Below are 23,119 nucleotides of genomic sequence, written 5' to 3' on the forward strand. Positions count from 1 at the left end.
TTCGCTCCATTTCGGTCGCAGATGCCGCCAATCGGGCGACTCGAATCCGCGGTGGGGGCGCTCCCAGCCCTCGCCGATCCCGGCGGCCTAGAATCGATGGCATGGCTCAGCGGAACACCTGGCAGCGCGAACGCGTGCGCGAAGCGCTCGCCGACGCGCGCGGTTTCGTGAGCGCACAGAGCCTGCACGCGACGCTCCGCGACGACAACACGGGGATCGGCCTGGCCACTGTCTACCGCGCCCTCGCCGGACTCGCGGCGGCCGGAGATGCCGACTCGCTGCAGAGCCCCGAGGGGGAGGCGCTCTACCGGGCGTGCACCACCCAGGGCCACCACCACCACCTCATCTGCCGGTCCTGCGGCCTCACGGTCGAGATCGAGGCGAAGGACGTGGAGCAGTGGGCGCACCGCACGGCCGCCCTGCACGGCTTCACCGAGGCCGCGCACGTGGTCGACATCTTCGGACTGTGCACCCCCTGCGCGAACAAGCGCGACGCCGAGAGGACTGCGACAGCGTGACCGCCCCGGCACGAACGGCCACCCGTCCGGGCCACACGCACCGTCGAGCGCCCTCGCCGCGCTCGACGTGGATCGCCGTCGGCATCGGCGTCGTGATCGTCGCGGCGCTGTTCCTCATCGACGCCTTCCTCCCCACCCTCTTCCCCGCCTCGCTGCCCACCCGCGCGCAGGACGGTCTGACACTCGCTCTCAGCGTGCTGATCGAGGCGCTGCCGTTCGTGGTGCTCGGCGTGCTGCTGTCGATCGTGGTGCAGGTCTGGCTCCCGGCGGACGTCATCCACCGCTGGCTCCCGCGCCGCGCCTGGGCCCGCCGCGCCGTGCTCTCCCTGCTCGGCATGCTCATCCCGGTCTGCGAGTGCGGGAACGTCCCGTTCGCCCGCGGACTCATGATGCGCGGACTCGCCCCCGCGGAAGCGCTGACCTTCCTCATCGCGGCGCCGATCGTGAACCCGATCGTGATCCTCACGACGCACGCCGCGTTCGGATGGGACGGCGGCATCCTCGTCGCCCGCCTCGTCGGTGGCTACCTCATCGCGAACCTCATCGGCTGGATCTACAGCCGCCACCCCTCGCCGGAGTCGCTGCTCACCCAGCGCTTCGTCGACACGTGCGAGCGCGTGACCCACGAGCCGGGAACTCCCGTGCGCCGCAGCCTCACGCAGTTCCTCGTCGAGCTGCGGGCCGTGATGCCGGCGCTGGTGATCGGCTCCGCGCTGGCGGGGGCCGTGCAGGTCCTCATCCCGCGCGACGTCCTGCTCACGATCGGCGCCAACCCCGTGCTGTCCATCGTCGCGATGATGCTGCTCGCGATCGTCGTGGCGATCTGCTCCAATGTCGACGCCTTCTTCGCGCTGTCGTTCGCGTCGACCTTCTCCTCGGGGGCCCTCGTGGCGTTCCTCCTGGTCGGGCCGCTCGTCGACATCAAGATGCTGGCGCTGATGCGCACGACCTTCACCACCCGGACGCTCGTCGGGATCACCGCTGTCGTGCTGGCGTCGGCCTTCGCGATCGGGATCGGGGTGAACGTCCTTGCCTGAGCTCTCCGTCCGCACGCGCGCCCTCGCGACCCGGTGGCTGGGGATCGGTCTGGCCTCCGTCGTCGCCGTCGTCACCCTCGGCCTCGCGGTGACCGACCGCCTCAGCCTCTACATCAGCCCGGAGTCGGTGTGGTTCGCATCGGCTGCCGCCGTGGTCACTCTCGCCGGAGCCGTCTGGTCGTGCACGCTGCCCCTGGGCGCGGAGGAGGATCACGGGCACGACCACGGTCCCTCCTCCGCCCGATCTGCGGAGTCGGAGCACTCCTCCGCTGAGGAGAGCGAGCGCCCCTCCGTCCCGTCGCGCCGGACCCTCGCCGGGGTCGGTGCTCTGGCCGGCGGTGTGGTGGCGACGGGGGTCGTCGTCTCCGCACTCGTCCTGCCTCCCGCCTCGCTCTCGGTCGAGCTCGCGATGTCGCGCGCCGGGGAGGAGACCGCACTGTTCGCCGGCGCCGACACGGTCGCCCTCGGGGTCGCGGACACGTCGACGTTCGGCGTGGGCGACTGGGCGAGCGTCTTCGCCGCCGCGACGAACACCACGGCCTACGACGGGGCCGACGTCACGTTGCAGGGCTTCGTCACGCCGGGCGACGGCGACGGCGTCAACCTCACCCGGCTCGTGATCACCCACTGCGTCATCGACGCCCAGACGGCGGCGCTGCCGGTGAGCGTCGACGCGGACGCGTACAAGACCGGACAATGGGTCGAGATCACCGGGACCGTCCGTGCGGATGAGAACGGCTCCCTGCACATCGAGCCGACCGATGTCGTGGCGATCGACGAGCCGAAGGACCCGTATGAGTACTGACGACGAGCGGCCGGAGCCGCCCGCCGTCCCGCGGACCCGCGCTGAGCTGCGCGCTGCCAGGGAAGCGGAGGAGCGCGCCGCCGAGGAGCAGACGGCCGCAGAGCGCGCGGCCACCGAGCAGGCTGAAGCGGAGCAGGTCGCGGCGGAACGTGCGGCCGTGGAGCGGATGGCCGCCGAGGTCGCCGCCGAGCAGGCCGCCGTCGATCGCGAAGCTGCGGCGGAGCGTGAGGCGGCAGAGCGCGAGGCGGCGGAGCGTGAGGCGGCGGAGCGCGCTGCTCCCGATGCGGCCGCCGGCGTCCCCGCGATCCCGCAGGCGCCCGAGCCGGTGTTCACCCCCGCGGGGCCGGCGTCCACCCCCGCGGCGAGCAGGGAACCGGGAGATGCATCGGATCCGGGCTGGACGCCGACCACCGACCTCCCCGCCGACGACGATGCGCCTCCGCCCGCGCCGTGGTCCCGCCGCCGCTTCCTCGTCACGATCGGTGCCGTGGTCGGAGTGCTCGTGCTCGTCGGCACCGGACTCGGAATCGTCAGCCTGCTCCAGGGTCCCCGGGTGACCGATGTGCAGGTCGACGCCGCCCAGGCCATCGAATCCTCAGGGAGCCGCGTCATCCTCACGGCGAATCAGCCGCTCTCCGCCATCGACCCCGAGCAGGTCACGGTCGAGCCGTCCGTGCCGTTCACGGTCGATGCCGCCGGTCGGGGCGTCGGCGTGCGCTTCACGGTGCCCCTCGACGACGACACGACCTACACGGTGACCGTCTCCGACGTGACGGGTGCGGGAGGAGGACCGGCCGCCGATCTGACGACATCCTTCGAGACCCCGGCGTCGTCGATCTTCCTCCTGCGCCGCGACCCCGACGGCGACGACATCATCTTCCGCACCGACCTGAGCGGCGAGAACGCGCAGCCGGTGTTCTCCCACCCGCGGATCGACGACTTCCGGGCCACGTCCACGCAGCTCGTGGCCGCGGTCGAGGATGACGACCAGTCGCGGCTGCTCGTGATGGACAGGGACGGCTCCGACCAGCGCGAGCTCCCCCTCCCCGGAGAAGGCTACGTGGGCGCGATCCAGGTGTCCGAACGGGGCAACCTCGTCGGCTACAGCTACTCCGATCGCGAGCTCAGCGACACCGAGGGGCGCGCGAGCGTGCTCGTCACCCAGTCGCTGAGCGGCGACGACGAGCCCCGCATCACCGAGGTCGGAGACAAGCAGGTGAGCGTCTTCGTGTGGCAGTTCGTGCCGGACAGTGCCGCCGTCCTGTTCATCGACTTCGACGGAGCGCTCTCCCTCGTGGACCAGTCGGCCGACACCGGCGTGCAGTCCCTCGGTCTCGCCACGACGATCCAGGGCATCTCCCGCGGCACCTACACCGCGATCGTCGAGCGACTGGACGGATCGGTGGTGGAGCTCGACCTGGCAGACGGATCGGAGGAGCCGCTCGCCGCGTCCGAGCCGGACTACGGCACCGCGACCTCCATCACGCCGTTCCCCGGCGGAACGCTGCGCCACGTCGTCGCCAGGGACGAGGGCGGCCTCCCGGTGGGACAGGCCGTCATCCGCGTCGACGACTCCGGCGCGGCCACGCCGCTGGTCGAGGTGAGTTCGGCCGACTCGATCCTCCAGGCCTGCGCGTCGCCGAGCGGGCAGTACGCCGCCGTGGTGATCGCGCCGGACATGGCGGACAACGCCTACGACGGGATGCTGCTGCCGCTGCCGGAGAAGCTCGAGACCCACCTCATCGACATGAAGACCGGGGACGAGATCGTCGCGCTGACCGGTTTCGACGCGTCCTGGTGCCAGACGGCGCCGCGGTTCTGACATGACGGGGCCCCTGGCGCTGCGGCGCGCGACCCGCGAAGACGTGATGCGCTCCGCCGTGGAGGTCGCGCCGACCCTCCTCGGCGCGGAGCTGCGGACCGTGGTCGTCGAGGACGGTCGCCCGGTGGAGGTGCGCGTGCGGATCACCGAGGTGGAGGCCTATCACGGGCAGGGCACCGGAGCGCTGGCGGACCCGGGGTCCCACGCCCGCATGGGCCGCACCGCCCGGAACGCCACGATGTGGGGCGAGCCGGGCCATCTCTACGTGTACCTGAGTCACGGCATCCACTCCTGCGTCAACGTGGCCTGCGGTCCCGAGGGGCAGGGTGACGGGGTGCTGCTGCGCGCGGGGGAGATCGTGACCGGGGTGGAGGAGGCGGCCCGGCGACGGCGTGCGGTCCTCCCGCTCGGCCGCACCGCTCGGCGGGACCTCGCGCGTGGGCCCGGACGGCTCGGACAGGCCGCGGGACTGCGGCACTCCCTGCACGACGGCATCGACGCCATCACCGGCGAGGAGCGGAACGGCGCCAGGGCGGAGTTGTGGCTCGGCCCTCCCGTGGTCGACGTGGCCCAGGGCCCGCGGGTGGGGGTGGCGGGCATCGCCGGCACGGACGCGTTCCCTTGGCGCTTCTGGATCCCCGGCGACCCCACGGTGTCCGCGTTCCGGTGGGGCCGGGGCGCCGCCGACGCTTCGAGTCGCGCGAATGGCGGCGTTTCGGGCTGAGATGGGGCCATTCAGGCGATTCGAGCGGCTGCTCGGAGCCGTGCTAGACTGACTCTTCGTCTGCGCACGCTCCTGTGCGCAGTTCGTGTGCTCCCCCTTCTTCCGCCGAGAGATCGGCATGCGGGGCGGCGTGCAGACAAGGGATCTTGGGTGAGGCCGTCCGGTCTCACGGTAATGAAGGAGTCATCATCATGGCAGCAGTGTGCCAGGTGACCGGAGCTGTTCCCGGCTTCGGTCACAACGTCTCGCACTCGCACCGCCGGACGAAGCGTCGCTTCGACCCGAACGTGCAGAAGAAGACCTATTTCGTGCCCTCGCTCGGTCGTAAGATCACGCTCAACGTGTCCGCCAAGGGCATCAAGGTGATCGACGTGCGCGGCATCGAGAACGTCGTCAAGGACCTCCAGGCGAAGGGTGTGAAGCTCTAATGGCCAAGAAGGCTCAGGACGTCCGTCCGATCATCAAGCTGCGTTCGACGGCGGGTACGGGTTACACGTACGTGACCAAGAAGAACCGCCGCAACACCCCCGACCGCCTCGTGCTCAAGAAGTACGACCCGGTCATCCGTCAGCACGTCGAATTCCGAGAGGAGCGTTGATCCATGGCTAAGAAGAGCAAGATCGCGCGCAACGAGCAGCGCAAGGTCATCGTCGAGCGCTACGCCGAGCGTCGTGCCGAGCTGAAGAAGACCCTGGTCGACCCGAACGCCACCGACGAGGCCCGCGAGGCCGCCCGCGTCGGCCTGCAGAAGCTGCCGCGCAACGCGTCGCCGGCTCGCGTGCGTTCGCGCGACGTCATCGACGGCCGCCCCCGGGGTGTCCTCACGAAGTTCGGCATCTCGCGTGTCCGCTTCCGTGACATGGCGCACCGTGGCGAGCTGCCCGGCGTGACCAAGTCGAGCTGGTAAGCACCCAGCGAGAAGGGGCGGGGATCTTCGGATCCTCGCCCCTTTTGCATGCCCGGGAACGCAGGCGATCACGCCGGATCAGGCGCATATGTCAGGGAGTGCCTGATGCCGCGCGGCGGCCTGAACCCGCGAGCGGGCGCCCGAAAACGTGTGACGCGAGTGGCCAATGTGACGCGACACGCCGGGAAATCGGTCGAAACCCGCGAAATGACGCGGAAATCCGGGTGGCCGTTGGTACATTCGAGGCGGTCACACGACCAACGGGGAGCACCCGCTCCTCGCACCCACACACGATGCGACGGTCCTTCGTCGCTGGAGGATGACATGGCTGACAAGTCCATCACCAAGACCGAGCTCGTCGCGAGCATCGCTTCCGCCACCGGCCAGAGCCAGGCCACCGTCTCCGGTGTCCTCGACTCGCTGTTCGCCACGGTCTCCGACGCCGTCGCCAAGGGCAGCAAGGTCTCCATCCCGGGCTGGATCTCGTTCGAGCAGGTCGACACGGCCGCCCGCACGGGCCGCAACCCGCAGACCGGCGCCGAGATCAAGATCCCGGCCGGCAAGCGCGTCAAGGTGACCGCCGGCTCCAAGCTCAAGGCTGCCGTCAAGTAAGACCGCACCCGTTCGAAGGCCGCCCCCGCTCCGGGGGCGGCCTTCGTGCGTTCTCCCTGCTGCGCGCGCCTAGGCTGGAGGGGTGAGTTCCCGCACCGAGACGCCGCGCCCGACGTCGGCGTACCGTCTCGCCGGCATCGTGATCCTCCTCGTCGCAGCCGGAGCCGCTCTGGTCTGGGCGCTCCTGGTCGGGGGAGGGGCGAACCCGCCGCTGCTGCAGGACCCAGGGCCGGTGGTGCTGTGGGGCACTCCGCTGGCGAAGCTCGTGATGAACATCGCCGGCGCCGTCATGCTCGGCTCCCTCGTGCTGGCGCTCTTCGGACTGCGGGCGGGGGAGCGCACCTTCGACACGGCCCTGAACATCGCGTCCATCGGCGCCGCCGTCTTCACCGTCTCCGCCGGGCTCGCCGGGTTCTTCTCGTTCATGGCCGCCTTCAACCCGCAGCTCAGCATCGAGCGCGAGTTCGGTTCGCAGCTCGGGCGCTTCCTGCTCGAGCTCCCGCTGGGGCAGTCGTGGCTGATCACGACGATCCTGGGCGCCGTCATCACGGTGCTCGCGTTCGCCTGGCGCACCTGGACACCCACGCTGCTCACCGCCCTGCTGGCCGCGGTGTCTTTCCTGCCGCTGGCGACCCAGGGGCACGCGGGGGACCTCGACGGACACAACATGGCCGTCAACTCGATCCTCCTGCACACCATCGGCGCGGCGGCGTGGCTCGGCGGGCTGCTCCTTCTCGTGCTGTTGCGCGGGCAGCACGGGCTCGACCTCCCCCGGCTCGTCGGCCGCTACTCGTCCCTGGCGATCGCGGCCTTCGCGGTCGTCGCCTTCTCCGGCTTCACGCGGTCGATCGTGGCCGTCGGGAGCTGGGAGGCCGTGTGGACGACCCCCTACGGACTCATCGTCGTCGTCAAGGCCGTCCTGCTCGTCGGCATGGGACTGCTCGGCGCCTGGTACCGCACGCGGCTGATCCCGAAGCTGAGCGGCGCCCGCGCCTCCCGGTGGTTCTGGGCTCTGGTCCTCGGCGAGGTGGCGCTCATGGGCCTCGCCTCCGGCGCGGCGGCCGCGCTCGCTCGCACGCCCCCGCCGACCGGAGAGGTCGCCGCGTTCGCGCAGACCCCCGCGCAGATCCTCACCGGCTCGCTGCTGCCGCCGGAGCTCACTCTGGAGCGCTGGTTCACGGCCTGGGACATCGACGTGCTGTGGCTCGTCGCGGCGGGCTTCGGACTCTTCTTCTACCTCGCAGGGGTGCGCCGACTCCGGGTGCGCGGCGATCGCTGGCCGATCCACCGCACCGTCTTCTGGGTGCTCGGCCTGCTCCTGCTCGTATGGGTGACCGGCGGACCCATCAACGCGTACCAGGAGTACCTCTTCAGCGTGCACATGCTGGGGCACATGATGCTCTCGATGGCGATCCCGCTGCTCCTCGTCTCCGGGGCGCCGATCACCCTCGCGCTGCGCGCCATCCACAAGCGCGACGAGGGCACCCGCGGCGGCCGCGAATGGATCATGTGGGCCGTCCACTCGCCGTTCGCGAGGGTCGTGACGCACCCGATCGTGGCGGCGGCGATCTTCATCCTCTCCCTCTGGGCGTTCTACTTCACCGACCTGGTGCGCTGGTCGATGTTCGAGCACCTCGGGCACGAGTGGATGGTCGCCCACTTCCTGATCTCGGGGTACCTCTTCGTGATGAGTCTGATCGGCGCCGACCCGGTGCCGTATCGCCTGCCGTACCCCGGCCGGCTCATCACCCTCATCGCCGTGATGGCCATGCACGCGTTCTTCGGCATGGCGATCATGATGCAGGAGGGGCTCATGGTCGCCGACTGGTTCGGTGCGATGGGGCGCGACTGGGGCGCCGACCCGATGATCGACCAGTACGTGGGCGGGGGCATCGCGTGGTCGATCGGGGAGATCCCGACGCTCATCCTCGCGATCACCGTTGCCATCCAGTGGAGCCGGAGCGACACCAAGCTCCAGCGTCGTCGCGACCGGCATGCCGATCGCACCGGCGATGCCGAGCTGGAGGAGTACAACGCGCGGCTCGCCGACCTCGCGGCCCGGGATCAGCGCGCGGCGGAGCGCCAGCGCCGCTGACCGGGCACCGGTCTCACTTCACGGGATCGTCCGGGGAGCCGACGCGGATCGATGCCGAGCCGTCCGGGAGGATGGCGATGGAGCCGTTGACCCGGAAGGGCACGTCTTCGGAGACCGGCTCCACGGAGCCGTCGAAGAGCGACTGGATCTCGACCTCGACGTGCGCCACGGCGTCGGTCGCCGGGATCTGCCAGTGACCGTCGTCGGACGGCGCGACCATGATCTCGGGCTGCTGGGCGATGGACCACTTCGGCGGCGCGGCGATCCTGTTCTCGACGCGCAGGCCGAACGGACAGGCGGTGGGCTGCAGCACCTCCTGCGTGGTGCACGCGGTGAGGAACTCCTCGACCCGCTCCTGGACCACGTCGACGAACTCCTCCGTCGGCTCGGTCTGCACGTCGAGAGGGGTCACGGCGAGCGGCTCGTCGGCGAGCACGCCGTGCCCGGTGGACTCCGCGATCGCGGTGTCGACCGTCACGGAGTAGAGCCCGGGGGTGAAGACGAGCAGCGGGAGAGGCTCCAGGGGCAACGCCGCGGGCCCGGCGGCGGAGACCTGGCGGCGGTCGACCTCGAACCCGTTCACGGAGAACCGGTCGGCTCCGCGCACCGTGAGCTCGACGACGGCGAGGGGGCTGGTCGTGAACCGCCAGTTCGGTGTGACGCCGGCCCAGCCGTCCTGCGCGACGTGGAACGTGGTGGTGCCGGAGTGGCCGCCGGCGCGGTAGCTGACGGTCACCGCGGTGCCGTCGCCGGAGGGCTCCTCGGATTCGACCTCGACGTCGCTGAGCGGACCGAGGGCGGAGCGGCGCAGCATCGCCTCGGACGCGGCGGGGTCGATCCCGGCGTCATCGAGGGTCTCCCGGTCGATCGCGACACCGGGCACGCGGAGGGCATCGGCGGCTCGCCCCTCGGACAGCAGGTCGAGATAGCGGACCACGAACGCCGACGGGCCGTAGAACTGCCGGTAGAGCGTCGCGCCACCCGCGCCGATCGCGGCCAGCAGGAGGACGCCGATGAGGCCCAGGATCGCCAGATCGGCGCCCAGGCGCGACCGCCGGGGCGCGCGCGTCCCGGCCCGCTCCATGCCGGTCAGTCTAGGAGGGCGTCCTGGGGGGACGCCGAGCGTCGGCGGCCCCGTCCCGGACGGGGCACGTAGCATGGGGGAGCGCCCCGTGTCCGCCCCGTCAGCCCTGTGAGAACCGTGTCCCTTCCCGCCCTGTCCGAGGAGCAGCAGGAGCTGTTCCGGCTCATCGAGGACACCAGCGAGCATGTGTTCATCACGGGACGCGCCGGCACCGGGAAGTCCACGCTGCTGCAGCACTTCGCCTGGAACACGAAGAAGCAGATCGCGATCTGCGCTCCCACGGGCGTCGCAGCGTTGAACGTGGAGGGGCAGACGATCCACTCCCTGTTCCGCCTCCCGATCGGCCTCATCGGGGACGGCGACATCGATCAGAACGATGCGACCCGACGCATCCTCAACGCGATCGAGACCCTCGTCATCGATGAGATCTCCATGGTCAACGCCGACCTCATGGACGCCATCGATCGGTCGCTCCGGCAGGCGAGAGGTCGGCGGGGAGAGCCCTTCGGCGGTGTGCAGGTCGTCATGTTCGGCGACCCCTATCAGCTCGCTCCGGTCCCGCCCCGGGGCGATGAGGCTCGGTACGTGAAGGATCACTACCGGTCGTTCTGGTTCTTCGACGCGAAGGTGTGGGCGGGCCCTTCGACAGGCTCTTCGACAGGCTCAGGGACTCAAGAGACCCAGGGGGCGTTGTTCGAGGTCGACGCCCGGGCGGAGCTGCACGTGCGGGAGCTCGTGCAGATCCACCGCCAGTCGGACGACGGCTTCAAGTCCATGCTCAACGCCGTCCGCTATGGACGGGTGACGGCGGAGATCGCCGGGATCCTCAACGCTCAGGGCGCGCGCACCCCGCCGGAGCCCGAGCCCGGCGAGGTGCCGATGATCACCCTCGCCACCCGCAACGACATCGTGAACAGCATCAACAGCCGGCATCTCGCCGCGCTGCCCGGCAAGGAGCAGACCGCGCGGGCGGAGGTCAACGGCGACTTCGGCCGCGGCGAGGCCTCTCTCCCCGCCGAATCCGAGCTCAAGCTCAAGGTGGGGGCGCAGGTGATGTTCCTGCGCAACGACACCGCGATGACCGGAGAGCCGCCGCGCTGGGTCAACGGCACCATCGGGACGGTGACCCGCATCCTCGGCGGGACCGTGCGGGTGGAGATCGACGGCGAGGAGGTCGACGTCGAGCCGGCCGTCTGGGAGCGGTTCCGGTACGCCTACGACCCCAACACGAAGAAGCTCTCCCGGGACGTCGTCGCCGAGTTCACGCAGTTCCCGCTGCGGCTCGCGTGGGCCGTGACGATCCACAAGTCCCAGGGCAAGACCTACGACCGCGCCGTGATCGACCTGGGCTCCGGGGCCTTCGCGCCGGGGCAGACCTACGTCGCGCTGAGCCGGCTCACGTCGCTCGACGGGCTGTACCTCTCCCGTCCGCTGCGGCCGAGCGACATCCGCGTGGATGAGGACGTGCGCCGGTTCATGCGCGATGCGTGGCTGGCGGCCTCGACGCCGGAGCTGCCGAGGACCTGAGGTCGCTGCCGGGTCAGGCGGCGGCGCGGGCGCGGTCCAGGTCTTCGAAGAGCTCGGTGTTGAAGCGGTACGCCAGCAGCACCTCGTCGATGACGCGCTCGCGCTCCGCCTCGTCCCACGGAGCGGCGTCGAGCTGTTCGCGATAGACGTCCTTGAAGGCGGAGGGGTCGGCGATGTCGTCGAACAGGTAGAAGCCGATGCCGTTGGTCTCGAAGCCGAAGCGCCGCGCCATCACCCGCCCGATGAAGATGCCGCCGGAGAGATCGCCGAGGTACCGGGTGTAGTGGTGCGCCACGAACCCGCCCGCCCACGTCGCGCCCACCTGACGGATGCGGTCGACGTAGCGCTGCGTGGTGGGCAGGGGTGCGATCCGCTCGCGCCACTCGGGGCCGAGGAGGAAGGCGAGATCGGCTTCGAGCGCGGGGAGGCGCGTGAGCTTGTCGCTGAGGAACACGGAGGCCACCGGGTCCTGACGCATCCGCTCTCCCGCGCCTTCGAGGGCGTCGTAGATGAAGTAGTGCTGCGCGACCAGGGCGATGTAGTCCTCGCGCGATCCTTCGCCCTTGAGCAGATCGGACATGAAGCCGGCGGTCTCGCTGCGGGAGTGCGAGCCGGAGGAGCGCTCGCGGAGGGCGGCGGAGAAGGACAGGATCTCGGGCATGGCTTCAGTGTAAGGGCAGCCTAACCTTGGGCGGAAGCCCGAACTGTGCGGGACGACTCAGTCGTGCGGACGCGGTTCGATGCCCAGGCGCGCGCAGGCCGCGTCGTACAGGGCCACGACCTCGCGGCGCACCTCTCGGCGCTCGGTGATCGGACCGCCGGGCCACGGGACGCGGAGCTCCGACGTCGAGCCACCGCGGGAGATCTCCCAGACCCCGACCTGCCCGTCGAAGCCGGTCATCACCGCCCCGTCGATCGCCTCCGCGGACGGTTCGGCGAAGGCGCGGGCGATGAGGAGGTTGTCGTCCGTGTGGTCGCCGTTCATGTGGCGGAGGACGGCGGCGATCACGTCGGCATCGAAATCATGGGGCACAGGGACACCCTACGACGCCACGCGGGGCCGACTTTCAGCATCCGCGTTCTAGACTCAGGGGACACGTCTTCGGGGGTTCCCACACATGCAGCTTCTCTCGTCGCGCCGGTGGCGCGCCGCAGCGGCCACGGCGGCCGTTCTCGGTCTCGTCCTCACCGGATGCTCCTCCGAGGGCTCCTTCAGCTATACGCCACCCCCGCAGGTCGACGCCACGCTTCCCGACGACACGGTCGCGGCGCTGCAGGGCGCGGTCGACAACGCGCTCGCGGCCTCCGGGGCCAGCGGGGCGATCGTCGGGGTCTGGGTGCCGTGGAGCGGTACCTGGGTCGCCGCCACGGGCACGCAGGACAAGGCGGACGGCGGCGAGCTCTCCACCGACATGTCGTTCCGCATCGCCGACATCACCCGGTTGATGACCTGCGACGTCCTCTACGCGCTCGCCGACGAGGGCACCGTGGAGCTCGACGCGAAGGTGCCGGAGTACGTCTCGGGCGTCGCCGACATGGCCGATGTCACTCTCCTCGATCTGTGCAACGGAACCAGTGGCGCCGGTTCGTCCGAGGCGACGGTCAAGAGCGCGTGGCTGAACACCCCGGAGCGGGTCTGGGCGCCCCTCGAGCTCGCGGGTTACGGTCTCGGCCGCGCGCGCGTCGCTCCGCAGACCACGTTCCGCGACTCCGACGCCGGATACCTTCTCCTCGGCCTCGCGTTGGAGCGCGCCTCGGGGATGAGCGCGCGCGAACTGATCGCCGAGTACGTCACCGAGCCGCTGGAGCTCGCCGACACCTCGCTGCCGTCGCCCGCTGCCGCACCGCCGTCGGAGGGGGCGTCGCTCGGCGGACACTACATGGGAGCCGTCGAGGGCGGTTTCACCTGCGCCGCGCCCGTCGACATCACGACGATGTCCTCCAGCACCGGCTTCACCGATTCGGGTGTGGTGTCGACGATCACCGACCTCGGGCGGTACATGCAGGCCGAGGCCAAGCAGGTGCTGCGCACGAAGGACGAGCCGGACCGCTTCGCGTCGCCGCTCCCCGCGTACGACAAGGCACCATCGTGGTACCAGGCGACCGGTGGCGCCTACATCGTCGGCTCCATGATCGGTCAGCACGGCTGGACTCCCGGCTACGCGACGGCGGCGTACTCCGACCCGACGACCGGCTTCACGGTGGCCGTGGTGCTGAACGACTCCACGGGCGGTGCGCGCTTCGCCCAGCAGCTCTCCTGGGAGCTCGCGGCGATCGCCTCCAAGGCACCCGCGGCGGCCGGGGAGACGGCTCCGGAGTTCGGTCTCCCCTATACGGCCGAGCAGTATCACACGGCCATCGCGAACGCCGCGCTCGCGTGCGTCCCTCCGGCCGGCTGAGCGCGTCTTCGATGAGCAGGAGGTCCGCATGGCGATCGTCGACAACGCCGTCTACGTCGATGGCGTGCGCACCGAGAACCCGCAGAGCCTGAACGACACGTTCGAGCGGATCCGCGAACGACGGGGCATGGGGTGGATCGGTCTGTATCGGCCGAGCCCCGAGGAGATCCGCGCCGTGGCTGACGAGTTCGGCATCCACGAGCTGGTCGTGGAGGACGCGCTCTCCGGTCACCAGCGCGCCAAGCTGGAGCGGTACGGCGACGTGCTGTTCATGGTCCTCCGCCCCGCCCGCTATCTCGACGAGCGCGAGGAGGTCGAGTTCGGCGAGGTGCACGTGCTGGTAGGACCCGACTTCGTCGTGACGATCCGTCATGCGGAGTCGCCGGACCTCGGCCGCGTGCGTCGCCGGCTCGAGGCCGATCCCGCTCTGCTCGCCCACGGCCCTGAGGCGGTGCTCTACGCGATCCTCGACGAGGTCGTCGACGAGTACTCCCCGGTCCTCGCCGGACTCGAGAACGACATCGACGAGATCGAGGGTCAGCTCTTCGAGGAGGACGCGGACGCGACCCAGCGGATCTACGACCTCGGTCGCGAGGTGATCGACTTCCAGCGGGCGACGCAGCCGCTGACCGGCATGCTCGAGGCGCTGCTCCGCGGATCCGAGAAGTACCGCGTGAGCGAGGAGCTCCAGCGGTACCTGCGGGACGTCCTCGACCACACCCTGCGCGTGAGCGACAAGGCGACGACCTTCCGCTCCGTCCTCGACAACGCCCTCACGGTCGAGTCGACCATCGTCGCGCGACGCCAGAACGACGAGATGCGACGGATGACGGAACTCAGCATCCGCCAGAACGATGAGGTGAAGAAGATCTCCGGCTGGGCGGCGATCCTCTTCGCTCCGACGCTCGTCGGCACCGTCTACGGCATGAACTTCGACCACATGCCGGAGCTGCACTGGGCACTCGGGTACCCCATGGCGGTGCTGCTCATGGTGGCGATGGGCGTCGGGCTCTACGCGGCGTTCAAGCGCAAGGGCTGGCTGTAGCGCCCGACGACACCGGATCAGTCCTCGCCGTCGGCCTCCGGCATGCCAGGACCGGGGCCCGGGCGCACCTCCGCGTCATCCCGGATGTCGATGCGCGTGTTGCCGTCGTGCTCCGAGACGTCCACTCGCGGCGCGGCGTCGGCCTCCGTGGCATCGGGAGCGGAGGTCAGCTGGTCGTGACGGTTCTCCTCGAACGTCTCGTCAGCGGTGTTGTCAGGCGTGCTCATGGCTCTCCTTCGTGTCGGCGGTCTTCGATCGATTGCGGGTCCATCGGGCGACAGCGTAGAGCACCCCGCCGACGGCGAGGAGGATGGCGCCGAACAGCCACACCTGCGGACGCTGCTGGGTGAGCAGCAGGATGCAGGACGCGATGCCCAGCACCGGGACGAACGTCCACACGCGGAAGTGGTCGTGCTCGACCTTGTCGCGGCGCAGGACCAGCACCGAGATGTTCACGCTCAGGAAGACGACGAGCAGCAGCAGCACGACGGTCTCGGCGAGGGTCGCGAGGTCTCCGACCAGCGTGAGGCCCATCGCCACGAGCGTCGTGGTCAGGATCGCGACCCACGGGGTCTTCCGCTTCGGCAGGACGCGCCCGAGCACCGACGGCAGGAGGTTCTGCTCCGCCATGCCGTAGGTGAGGCGGCTGACCATGATCATCGTGAGCAGCGCACCGTTGGCGACCGCGATGAGGGCGATGAGGCTGAACAGCCAGGACGGGACGCTGACCCCGGTGGCCTCGACGACCGCGAGCAGCGGACCGCTGGACTCCTGCAGCTCGGACGCCGGCAGGGCGACGGCGCTGGCGATACCGACGAGCACGTACACGACGCCCGCGGTGAGGAGTGCTCCGAACAGCGCGCGGGGATAGGTCCGCCGCGGGTCCTTGACCTCTTCGATCATGTTGGCGGAGGTCTCGAAGCCGACGAAGGAGTAGTACGCGATCACCGCGCCGGAGAGCACCGCCAGCGCGACGTTCGCCCCCTCCGGCACCTGCGTCGCCCGGGACAGGTCGCCGCCCCCGCCGCCGACGAACACCGCCACGACGACGATCACGATGACGAGGCCGCTGAGCTCGATCGCCGTCATCACGAGGTTCGCGCCCATCGACTCGCGGATGCCGCGGGCGTTGAGCAGGCCGACGATCGCGAGGAAGACGATCGCGACCGGGATGGTCGGCAGGTCGATGAAGGTGCTGAGGTAGTCGCCGGCGAAGGCGATGGCGAGACCGGCCGCGCTGGTCACACCCGCCGCGAGCATGCTGAAGCCGACGAGGAAGGAGACCAGCGGGCTGTGGAACGCGCGCTCGGCGAAGACCGCGGCGCCGCCGGCGCGCGGATACTTGGTGACGAGTTCCGCATACGACCCGGCGGTGAGCATGGCGAGAAGGAGGGCGAGGACGAGCGGTGCCCAGAGCAGACCGCCCACGTCCTCCGACAGCACGCCCATGAGCGCATAGATCCCCGCGCCCAGGACGTCACCGAGGATGAACGCGAACAGGAGGGGGCCGGTGATGGCGCGGCGCAGCCGGGTGGGTGTCTCGGCGCGCGGCTCGGTCTGGGCGGTCATCCTTGCACGGTACGGCCCGGAAGCCGGCGGGGCGACGGGCTTGACAGTCCCGCCGCCAATGAGCCAGCACAGGACGACCGCGCGCTATCCTCAGTGCCGCAAGGCGGGTCGTCGCCCGGACGGTTCCGGGGAGACGGGGGGCCGCCTGCGATCCCACAGAAGGACACTCTCATGATCGGTACACCTCGTAAGGCGCTCGCAGAAGCGATCGCCACGTTCCTCTTCGTCCTCGCCATCATCGCCGCGGTGAACAGCGGAAGCCCGCTCACCCCGCTCGCGATCGGCTTCACGTTGATGGTGCTCGTGTACTCCACGGGCCACATCTCCGGCGCCCACCTCAACCCGGCGGTCTCGCTGGGCGTGTTCCTGCGCGGCGGGCTCAGCGTCGCCGACTTCGTCTCCTACCTCGTCGCGCAGTTCGCCGGCGGGGCGCTCGCCGCTCTCGTGGCTCTCGCCGTCTGGCCGGCGGGGGAGAAGGCGATGGTCATCGAGGTCGGCCCGGCGTTCCTCGTCGAGGCGCTGTTCACCCTGATCCTCGTCTGGGTCGTGCTGAACTCCGCCACCTCGAAGGACACCGCGGGCAACTCGTTCTACGGGCTCGCGATCGGTGCGACCGTCTTCGTCGGTGCGGCGACGGTCGGCTCCATCTCGGGTGGCGGGTTCAACCCGGCGGTGGCGCTCGGCCTCTCGGTCAGCGGGCACTTCGCGTGGAGCTCCCTCTGGCTCTACATCGTGGCTCCCGCGGCCGGTGCGATCATCGCGGCGCTGCTGTTCCGGGTGCTCAACGCCGACGACGCACGGAAGATCGCTGCGGACGCCGAGTAGACACGATCGACCTGAGCGCCGCATCCGTCCAGGGTGCGGCGCTTCGTCGTGTCGTCAGGGGCGGCGCCGACCCCGCCGGCGCAGCGCGGCCGACGCGACGGCGACGATCGTGCCGACGAGGACGCCGATGATCGTCTCCAGGACGCGATCGGTCAAAAGGTCGGCGACCGGTGTGGGTGCGGCCAGGTGCACCATCAGGAGGGCCAGCGGGGTGACGAACACCATCGCGATGCCGTAGTTGCGGCCGATGAACAGTTCCGCCGTCCCCTGCAGGACCACGACGACGGCGATCACGGCGAGAGGCGGCATGTCGAGAGCGAGGATCCCGGCGGCCACCAGCACGCCGAGCAGCGTGCCGACGAGGCGCTGGATGCCGCGGATCACGCGGGCGTTGAGCTGCGCGCCGCTGACCGCCGCCACCGCGCCGACCGCCGCCCAGTACCAGTGAGTGCCGCCGAGGAGCAGGCCCACGACTCCGGCACCGACGATCGCGACGGCGACCGAGGCGGCCATCTCGGCGGCGACCGGGCCCACGGACGGGCGCCGTCGCGGCGGCGCCTCCGCCGTGCTCCGGGTGACCACGGCGACGAGGGCGGTGAGCGCGAGGCCGAAGAGCACGCTCGCCCCGCCGACGAGCAGGACCGCGCCGAAGGAGGCGCCGGTGGCAGGGATGGTCGCGCACGCGCCGGTCGCGAAGACCGTGAACAGTGGACCGGGCGGGTGCCACTGCAGGACGTAGGCGAGGAGCGTCACGGCCGCAGCGACGAGTGCGACGACGACGATGCTCAGCACGGCGGGGGCGGCGAGGACCGACAGCGCCGTGCCGATCAGCATCGCGAGGAGCAGTACGCCTCCGGCACTCGCCTGCATGCGGATCCGGTCGCGGAAGACGTCGTGCCGACCGTAGAGCGCGGCGAAGGCGCCGAAGCTCGCATAGATGCTGAGGTCGAGCCGGCCGACCGCCCACAGGACGACCAGTGGCACGGCGACGCTCACCGCGGCGCGCAGGGCCACCCGGTGATCGCCGCGGTGCGGGCCGACGCGGAGGACCCCCGTCCACACCCGTCCCTGCGATTCCGTCACCGATCAAGCCTACGTCCGTCACCCGGCACCGATGTGCGAGGGTGGAGGAGATGACCACTCCGTCTCCGCCGCGCCGCACCCTCCTCGTCGGCTTCGGGAAACTCGGCGCCCGGCTCGCCCCGCTGCTCCTCGCGGACGGAGGCGCCGTCGTGGCCCTCCGCCGCAGTGTCGGAGCGGTCCCGGACGGTGTGCAGGCGCTCACCGCCGACCTCGCCGCCCCGCTCACGGGTCCGCTGCCCGAGGTCGACGCGATGGTGGTGACGCTGCCACCCGGGCCGGACGTGTCGTCGTACCGCACGGCGCTCTCGCACCTCGCGGCGGCGTTGCCGTCCCCGCCCGCGCGGACGCTCTTCGTCTCGTCGACCGGGGTGTTCGACGGCGCCGGTGGCGCCGAGCCGGTGACCGAGCGGGTCGAGCCGGTGCCCACCACGGATCGCGGCCGCGGTCTGCGCGACGGAGAGCGCGCGGCCGTCGAGCTCTTCGACGCGGTGGTCGTGCGCCCCGCGGGCATCTACGGTCCCGGGCGTGAGTTCCTCCTCCGGAAGGTCAGGGAGGGGGCTCCGGTGGCCCACCGTCGCCGCACGAACCGGATCCACGAGACCGACCTGGTGCGCGCTCTCGACCTGCTGCTGCGGACGCCGGAGCCCCCGGCGCTCGTGCACGCCGTCGACCGGGCGCCCGCTCCTCTGGGAGACGTCATGACCTTCCTCGCCGACCGCCTCGGTCTGCCGGTACCGCCCGACGACGGCAGTGCGCCGAGCGGCTTCGTCTACGACGGCACGCTCTTGCGTTCGGTTCTCGGGGACCTCGCGTACCCGACGTACGAGGACGGGTACACGGAGATGATCGACCGGAGCTGAGGCATTCCGGGCGTCCGTCGTCCGGCGTACCGTGGGCGCATGACGAATGCGCAGACGGCTGTCGAGGTCGTCGACTGGCGGCGGCGGGTGTTCGCCCTGTACGAAGCGGTGCGGCGGGCCGACTCCCCGGAGGAGGCGCACGAGCTGTGGCGGATCGAGCGCGACGAGCTGCTGCTGCGGCACCCGGCGACGCCCCTCCTCTCGCAGGACAGGGCGCTGTTCGAGGGGCTGCCGATCGCCTCGTACGACCCTTCCTGGCGGTTCGAGCTCCCGATCCTCGACACGGATCCGGCCACGTTCGAGTTCGCGACGGGGACGGATGGCGTCGTGCCGTTCGAGCGCGTCGGCGTCGTGGAGATCCCTGACGTCGGGTCTCTCGACGTGTGGCGGCTCGCCTCCTACGGCGGCGGTCTGTTCGTGCCGGTGCGGGATGCCTCCGCCGGGCAGAGCGGGGGGACGTACGGCGGCGGGCGCTACCTCATCGACACGATCAAGGGTGCCGACCTCGGGGCCGACCCACGCCGCGGCACGATCGTGCTCGACTTCAATTTCGCGTACAACCCGTCGTGCGCCTACGACCCGGCGTGGGCGTGCCCGCTGGCGCCACCCGGCAACGTGCTGACGGTGCCGATCCCGGTCGGAGAGCTCCGATGAGGCCGCTGCGGTACGCGATCAACGTGACACTCGACGGCTGCTGCCATCACGAGGCGGGGCTCCCGCCGGATGAGGAGTCGATGCGCTTCTGGACCTCGGAGCTGGAGCGCGCCGACGCCCTGCTCTACGGACGGGTGACGTACGACATGATGCGGGCCGCGTGGCGCCGTCCGGAATCCGGGGTCTGGCCGGACTGGATGGAGGAGTGGGAGACACCCTTCGCCGAGGTCATCGATGGCATGCCGAAGCACGTGGTCTCGGCGACGCTCGATGCCGTCGACTGGAACGCGGACCTCGTGCGCGGCGATCTCTCGGAGGCGGTGCGGCAGCTGAAGGATGAGCCGGGGGCGGGCCTGTCGGTCGGTGGAGTGACCCTGCCCGCGAAACTCGCGGACCTCGGGTTGATCGACGAGTACGTGTTCGTGGTGCATCCGGTCGTCGCGGGGCACGGCCCTCGGCTGCTCGACGGCGTGCACGAGTGTCTTCGGCTCGAACTCGTGGAGCGGCGGGAGTTCCGCTCCGGTGCCGTCATGCAGCGGTATCGTCCGGTGGCCTGAGCGGGTGCACCGGTCTCCACCGTGATCACCTCGCGTCAGCGACGCGTCCGGAGGCAGGTCGCCCCGGCCACCAGATGCGGTCGCCGACGAGCGCGAAGAGTGCCGGGACGATCACGGTCCTGACCACCAGGGTGTCGACGATCACGCCCACGCCGACGATCAGCCCGAGCTGTCCGAGGGTCACCAGTGGCAGGACGCCGAGCCCTGCGAACACGGCGGCGAGGACGATGCCGGCGCTCGTGATGACGCCGCCGGTGTGGGCGACCGCTTCCACCATGCCCACCCGCGTGCCCCGCAGCGCCGCTTCGGTCCGCGCACGGTGGACGAGGAAGATCGTGTAGTCGATGCCGAGGGCGACCAGGAACAGGAAGGCCAGCAGCGGCACCGGGAGATCGAGCGCGTGCTGTCCGAACAGCACGCGACTGAGCCAGGCCCCGGCGCCGATGGCGGCTACGGCGCTCGCCACATTGACGGCGAGCAGCAGCAGCGGGGCGACGAACGACCGCAGCAGGAACACGAGCACCAGGAAGCTCACCGCCAGGACGAGAGGCACCACGACGCCGAGGTCCGCGAGGTTCCCGGCACGGGCGTCGAGATCCGTCGCCACCGCACCGCCGACGACCGCCCCGGCCCCCGGGACAGCGTGCACGGCATCGCGGAGTCCGGTGATCTGGGCGAGGCTCTCCTCGGTGCTGGGCGCATACTCGCTGGTCACCAGGATCTTCGTGAGCCTCTCATCATCCGTCCTCCCGACAGGAGTGGCGCGGACGATGCCCTCCACGTCGCGCGCCGCAGTGAGGACGGCTTCGGCTTCGCCGCTGTCCGTGACGATGAGGATCGGCTGCGCCTCTCCCGCCGGGAAGTGGTTCGAGAGCACCTCGAGACCCGTCGCGGACTCGGACGGGACCCGGAACTTGTCGACCTGGTCGAGCCCGACGGTCGTCCCGACGAGGCCGACCGTCATCACGGCCAGCAGGGCCGCACCCCCGAGGAGGCTCCCGACCGGCCGGCTCACGACGCGCGTCGCGATCGTCCGCCACACCCCGCCGCGCCGTGCGGCAGCTCCGGGACGAGGGACGAACGGCCAGAACACGTTCCGTCCGCACACCGCCAGCAGGGGAGGCAGCAGGAAGAGGACGGACGCCAGGGCGACCAGCAGGCCGATCGCGGAGGAGACGCCGAGCCCGTGCGTGCCGGGGATCACCGCGAGGACGAGCGTCAAGAGTGCGAGGACGACGGTGAGGTTCGAGGCGAGGATCGCCGGAGCGGTCCGCCGCCACGCGGTGCTGAGCGCCCGGCGATGGCTTGTGGTGGTGGCGAGCTCTTCCCGGTACCTCGAGATCAGGAGGAGGGCGTAGTTGGTCCCGGCGCCGAAGACGAGGACGCTGATGATCCCGGCGTCGAACTGCAGGTCCCACGCGGAACCGGCAGCCGCGGTCAGGCGGCCGGCGAGTCCGTCGGCCAGGCCGACGGCGGCGAGCGGCAGCAGCCACAGCACCGGTGACCGGTACGTGACGATGAGGAGTACCGCGACGATCAGGATGGTCACGAGCAGCAGGGTGAAGTCGGCCCCTTCGAAGGAGGCGGCGATATCGGCGCCGAACGCCGGGCCCCCGGTCACGAGCAGGGTCATCCCATCCGGGGCGTGCTCGTCGATGTCGGCGCGGAGCGCCGAGATCACGGCGGCGGTGTCGGTGCTCGTCTGACCGACCGCGATCGGCGTCACCAGAACTGCGGCCTTCTCGTCCTCGCTCACGAGAGGCCCGGTCGGATCCGCGTCCGCGTGCGTGCCGAGCACCGGGAGGAGACTTTCGAGGGCGTCGACGTCCTGTGCCGAGAGCGTCGCGCCGTCGTTGCGCGACGCGACCACGATCACGGACTGGCGATCCGCGTTCGGGAACTCGGCCAGCAGGGCGCTCGCTCGCGCCGACTCCGATCCCGCGGGGGCCTGCTCGTTGCCGGCCGGGGCCTTCGCCGACCCGAACAGGCCGAAGAGAGCCGTCATGATCAGGAGGACCACGCCGAGCATGATCCATGCGCCGCCACGGGAGGTCATCCACTCGGGAAAGCGCCGAAGAGCGCGAGAATGTGCCATACCTGTCACTCCACCAGGAGCGTCGTGCGGCGACATCGTCAAGACGATGGAGGGAAGTCTCCCTCTTTCGATGGATGCCGGCCGGTCAGCGAGGGGGACGCCGAACCGGTCGCGTCGAGGCGAGGATCAGAGATGTGGAGGGGCTGACGGGAATCGAACCCGCGCTGTCTGCTTGGGAAGCAGAAGTTCTACCATTGAACTACAGCCCCGCACCCGCCCGAGAGCAGGTGGAGCAAGCCTACCTGTCGCGGGCCGGATGGCCAAAGCGCGGGTCGCTCGTGACTAGGCTTGTGCCGTGCTTCTCAGCGATCGCGATATCAGAGCAGAACTCGCCTCCGGCCGCGTCGGCCTGGAACCGCATGCGCCGGAGATGATCCAGCCGTCGAGCATCGATGTGCGGCTGGACCGCTACTTCCGCCTCTTCGACAATCACAAGTACCCGTTCATCGATCCCTCGGTCGATCAGCCCGAGCTCACACGGCTGATCGAGGTCGACCCGGACGAGCCCTTCATCCTGCACCCCGGCGAGTTCGCGCTGGGGGCCACGTTCGAGCAGGTCACCCTGCCGGACGACATCGCCGCGCGGCTGGAAGGGAAGTCGTCGCTCGGTCGCCTCGGGCTCATCACCCACTCGACCGCCGGCTTCATCGACCCGGGTTTCTCCGGGCACGTGACCCTGGAGCTCGCGAACGTGGCGACGCTGCCGATCAAGCTGTGGCCCGGCATGAAGATCGGGCAGCTCTGCTTCTTCCGGCTCACGTCGCCGGCGGAGAACCCGTACGGCTCCGGTCCCTACGGCAACCGCTACCAGGGCCAGCGCGGACCGACGGCGTCCCGCTCCTTCCAGAACTTCCACCGCACGGACGTGGGTGTGACCGACATCGGAGCCGTCGGAGGCTGA

The 23,119-nt window shown here is 70.4% G+C and carries 25 protein-coding genes and 1 tRNA gene; 18 read left to right on the forward strand and 8 right to left on the reverse strand.

Annotation, left to right across the window (positions count from 1 at the left end):
- The first annotated feature begins 101 nt into the window (after window positions 1-101).
- The 10 genes from AB1285_RS15985 (at window position 102) to AB1285_RS16030 (ending at window position 8,520) form a co-directional block, all read left to right on the forward strand.
- Entirely contained in the window at window positions 102-518 is a 417-nt protein-coding gene (locus tag AB1285_RS15985; protein ID WP_187662687.1) for a Fur family transcriptional regulator, read from the forward strand.
- The gene (locus AB1285_RS15990) at window positions 515-1,555 is read left to right on the forward strand and encodes a permease (RefSeq protein WP_187662686.1); all 1,041 of its coding nucleotides are present in this window, start codon (window positions 515-517) and stop codon (window positions 1,553-1,555) included. The genes AB1285_RS15985 and AB1285_RS15990 overlap by 4 nt, the downstream gene beginning before the upstream one ends.
- Entirely contained in the window at window positions 1,548-2,360 is an 813-nt protein-coding gene (locus tag AB1285_RS15995; protein WP_187662685.1) for a TIGR03943 family putative permease subunit, read from the forward strand. Before AB1285_RS15990 ends, AB1285_RS15995 begins: the two co-directional genes overlap by 8 nt.
- A complete protein-coding gene (locus AB1285_RS16000; protein WP_370428265.1) occupies window positions 2,350-4,182 on the forward strand; it encodes a hypothetical protein in 1,833 nt (610 codons plus the stop codon). The genes AB1285_RS15995 and AB1285_RS16000 overlap by 11 nt, the downstream gene beginning before the upstream one ends.
- A gap of 1 nt (window position 4,183) precedes the next feature.
- The gene (locus tag AB1285_RS16005; protein WP_313366475.1) at window positions 4,184-4,906 is read left to right on the forward strand and encodes a DNA-3-methyladenine glycosylase; all 723 of its coding nucleotides are present in this window, start codon (window positions 4,184-4,186) and stop codon (window positions 4,904-4,906) included.
- A 191-nt stretch (window positions 4,907-5,097) separates the two neighbouring features.
- Window positions 5,098-5,334 (forward strand): 50S ribosomal protein L28, encoded by a 237-nt coding sequence (rpmB, locus tag AB1285_RS16010; protein ID WP_017203559.1) that lies wholly within the window; start codon window positions 5,098-5,100, stop codon window positions 5,332-5,334.
- Window positions 5,334-5,504: a 50S ribosomal protein L33 gene (rpmG, locus tag AB1285_RS16015; protein ID WP_017203558.1), complete on the forward strand. Its 171-nt coding sequence runs from the start codon at window positions 5,334-5,336 to the stop codon at window positions 5,502-5,504. The genes rpmB and rpmG overlap by 1 nt, the downstream gene beginning before the upstream one ends.
- Window positions 5,505-5,507: 3 nt before the next feature.
- A complete protein-coding gene (gene rpsN, locus AB1285_RS16020; RefSeq protein WP_017829734.1) occupies window positions 5,508-5,813 on the forward strand; it encodes a 30S ribosomal protein S14 in 306 nt (101 codons plus the stop codon).
- A 324-nt stretch (window positions 5,814-6,137) separates the two neighbouring features.
- Window positions 6,138-6,425, forward strand: coding sequence for an HU family DNA-binding protein (locus tag AB1285_RS16025; protein ID WP_017203554.1), 288 nt, complete (start codon window positions 6,138-6,140; stop codon window positions 6,423-6,425).
- Between the two features lie 82 nt (window positions 6,426-6,507).
- Window positions 6,508-8,520: a cytochrome c oxidase assembly protein gene (locus tag AB1285_RS16030; RefSeq protein WP_370428266.1), complete on the forward strand. Its 2,013-nt coding sequence runs from the start codon at window positions 6,508-6,510 to the stop codon at window positions 8,518-8,520.
- A gap of 13 nt (window positions 8,521-8,533) precedes the next feature.
- Here AB1285_RS16030 and AB1285_RS16035 read toward each other — a convergent pair whose 3' ends face one another.
- Complete coding sequence (locus AB1285_RS16035; RefSeq protein ID WP_187662683.1) at window positions 8,534-9,604, reverse strand: hypothetical protein; 1,071 nt, start codon at window positions 9,602-9,604, stop codon at window positions 8,534-8,536.
- Between the two features lie 117 nt (window positions 9,605-9,721).
- Between AB1285_RS16035 and AB1285_RS16040 the strand changes: the two genes are divergently transcribed.
- On the forward strand, window positions 9,722-11,131 hold the full coding sequence (locus tag AB1285_RS16040; protein ID WP_187662682.1) for an ATP-dependent DNA helicase: 1,410 nt from the start codon (window positions 9,722-9,724) through the stop codon (window positions 11,129-11,131).
- Window positions 11,132-11,144: 13 nt separating this feature from the next.
- On the opposite strand, the gene AB1285_RS16045 is transcribed toward AB1285_RS16040, so the two are convergent.
- Both AB1285_RS16045 and AB1285_RS16050 read right to left on the reverse strand, forming a co-directional pair.
- A complete protein-coding gene (locus AB1285_RS16045) occupies window positions 11,145-11,792 on the reverse strand; it encodes a heme oxygenase (biliverdin-producing) (protein WP_060922936.1) in 648 nt (215 codons plus the stop codon).
- Window positions 11,793-11,849: 57 nt separating this feature from the next.
- A complete protein-coding gene (locus AB1285_RS16050; protein ID WP_232089122.1) occupies window positions 11,850-12,164 on the reverse strand; it encodes a DUF2470 domain-containing protein in 315 nt (104 codons plus the stop codon).
- An 85-nt stretch (window positions 12,165-12,249) separates the two neighbouring features.
- On the opposite strand from AB1285_RS16050, the gene AB1285_RS16055 reads away from it, so the two are divergent.
- Both AB1285_RS16055 and corA read left to right on the forward strand, forming a co-directional pair.
- On the forward strand, window positions 12,250-13,530 hold the full coding sequence (locus AB1285_RS16055; RefSeq protein ID WP_370428267.1) for a serine hydrolase domain-containing protein: 1,281 nt from the start codon (window positions 12,250-12,252) through the stop codon (window positions 13,528-13,530).
- Window positions 13,531-13,558: 28 nt separating this feature from the next.
- On the forward strand, window positions 13,559-14,575 hold the full coding sequence (corA, locus tag AB1285_RS16060; protein WP_187662680.1) for a magnesium/cobalt transporter CorA: 1,017 nt from the start codon (window positions 13,559-13,561) through the stop codon (window positions 14,573-14,575).
- Window positions 14,576-14,592: 17 nt separating this feature from the next.
- Here corA and AB1285_RS16065 read toward each other — a convergent pair whose 3' ends face one another.
- Window positions 14,593-14,802 (reverse strand): multidrug transporter, encoded by a 210-nt coding sequence (locus AB1285_RS16065; RefSeq protein ID WP_187662679.1) that lies wholly within the window; start codon window positions 14,800-14,802, stop codon window positions 14,593-14,595.
- Window positions 14,789-16,144, reverse strand: coding sequence for an APC family permease (locus AB1285_RS16070; RefSeq protein ID WP_187662678.1), 1,356 nt, complete (start codon window positions 16,142-16,144; stop codon window positions 14,789-14,791). Before AB1285_RS16070 ends, AB1285_RS16065 begins: the two co-directional genes overlap by 14 nt.
- A 171-nt stretch (window positions 16,145-16,315) precedes the next feature.
- Between AB1285_RS16070 and AB1285_RS16075 the strand changes: the two genes are divergently transcribed.
- Window positions 16,316-16,969 carry an MIP/aquaporin family protein gene (locus AB1285_RS16075; RefSeq protein ID WP_187662677.1) on the forward strand — a complete coding sequence of 218 codons (654 nt, stop codon included), beginning with the start codon at window positions 16,316-16,318 and terminating at the stop codon, window positions 16,967-16,969.
- A 54-nt stretch (window positions 16,970-17,023) separates the two neighbouring features.
- Here the strand turns inward: AB1285_RS16075 and AB1285_RS16080 are convergent, their stop codons facing one another.
- On the reverse strand, window positions 17,024-18,052 hold the full coding sequence (locus tag AB1285_RS16080) for an FUSC family protein (RefSeq protein WP_370428268.1): 1,029 nt from the start codon (window positions 18,050-18,052) through the stop codon (window positions 17,024-17,026).
- Window positions 18,053-18,102: 50 nt separating this feature from the next.
- Between AB1285_RS16080 and AB1285_RS16085 the strand changes: the two genes are divergently transcribed.
- Genes AB1285_RS16085 through AB1285_RS16095 form a run of 3 tightly spaced genes read left to right on the forward strand, consistent with a single transcriptional unit; the run spans window position 18,103 to window position 20,123 of the window.
- Window positions 18,103-18,912 carry a hypothetical protein gene (locus AB1285_RS16085; RefSeq protein ID WP_370428269.1) on the forward strand — a complete coding sequence of 270 codons (810 nt, stop codon included), beginning with the start codon at window positions 18,103-18,105 and terminating at the stop codon, window positions 18,910-18,912.
- Window positions 18,913-18,951: 39 nt separating this feature from the next.
- Entirely contained in the window at window positions 18,952-19,566 is a 615-nt protein-coding gene (locus tag AB1285_RS16090; protein WP_366237079.1) for a DUF1684 domain-containing protein, read from the forward strand.
- A complete protein-coding gene (locus AB1285_RS16095; protein ID WP_370428270.1) occupies window positions 19,563-20,123 on the forward strand; it encodes a dihydrofolate reductase family protein in 561 nt (186 codons plus the stop codon). The genes AB1285_RS16090 and AB1285_RS16095 overlap by 4 nt, the downstream gene beginning before the upstream one ends.
- Before the next feature lie 25 nt (window positions 20,124-20,148).
- Here the strand turns inward: AB1285_RS16095 and AB1285_RS16100 are convergent, their stop codons facing one another.
- Together AB1285_RS16100 and AB1285_RS16105 are read right to left on the reverse strand one after the other, a co-directional pair.
- The gene (locus AB1285_RS16100) at window positions 20,149-22,179 is read right to left on the reverse strand and encodes an MMPL family transporter (protein ID WP_370428271.1); all 2,031 of its coding nucleotides are present in this window, start codon (window positions 22,177-22,179) and stop codon (window positions 20,149-20,151) included.
- Between the two features lie 174 nt (window positions 22,180-22,353).
- Window positions 22,354-22,427: transfer RNA gene (locus tag AB1285_RS16105), tRNA-Gly, on the reverse strand.
- A gap of 86 nt (window positions 22,428-22,513) precedes the next feature.
- On the opposite strand from AB1285_RS16105, the gene dcd reads away from it, so the two are divergent.
- Entirely contained in the window at window positions 22,514-23,119 is a 606-nt protein-coding gene (gene dcd / locus AB1285_RS16110; protein WP_025102697.1) for a dCTP deaminase, read from the forward strand.

This window comes from Microbacterium sp. NRRL B-14842 (assembly GCF_050470785.1).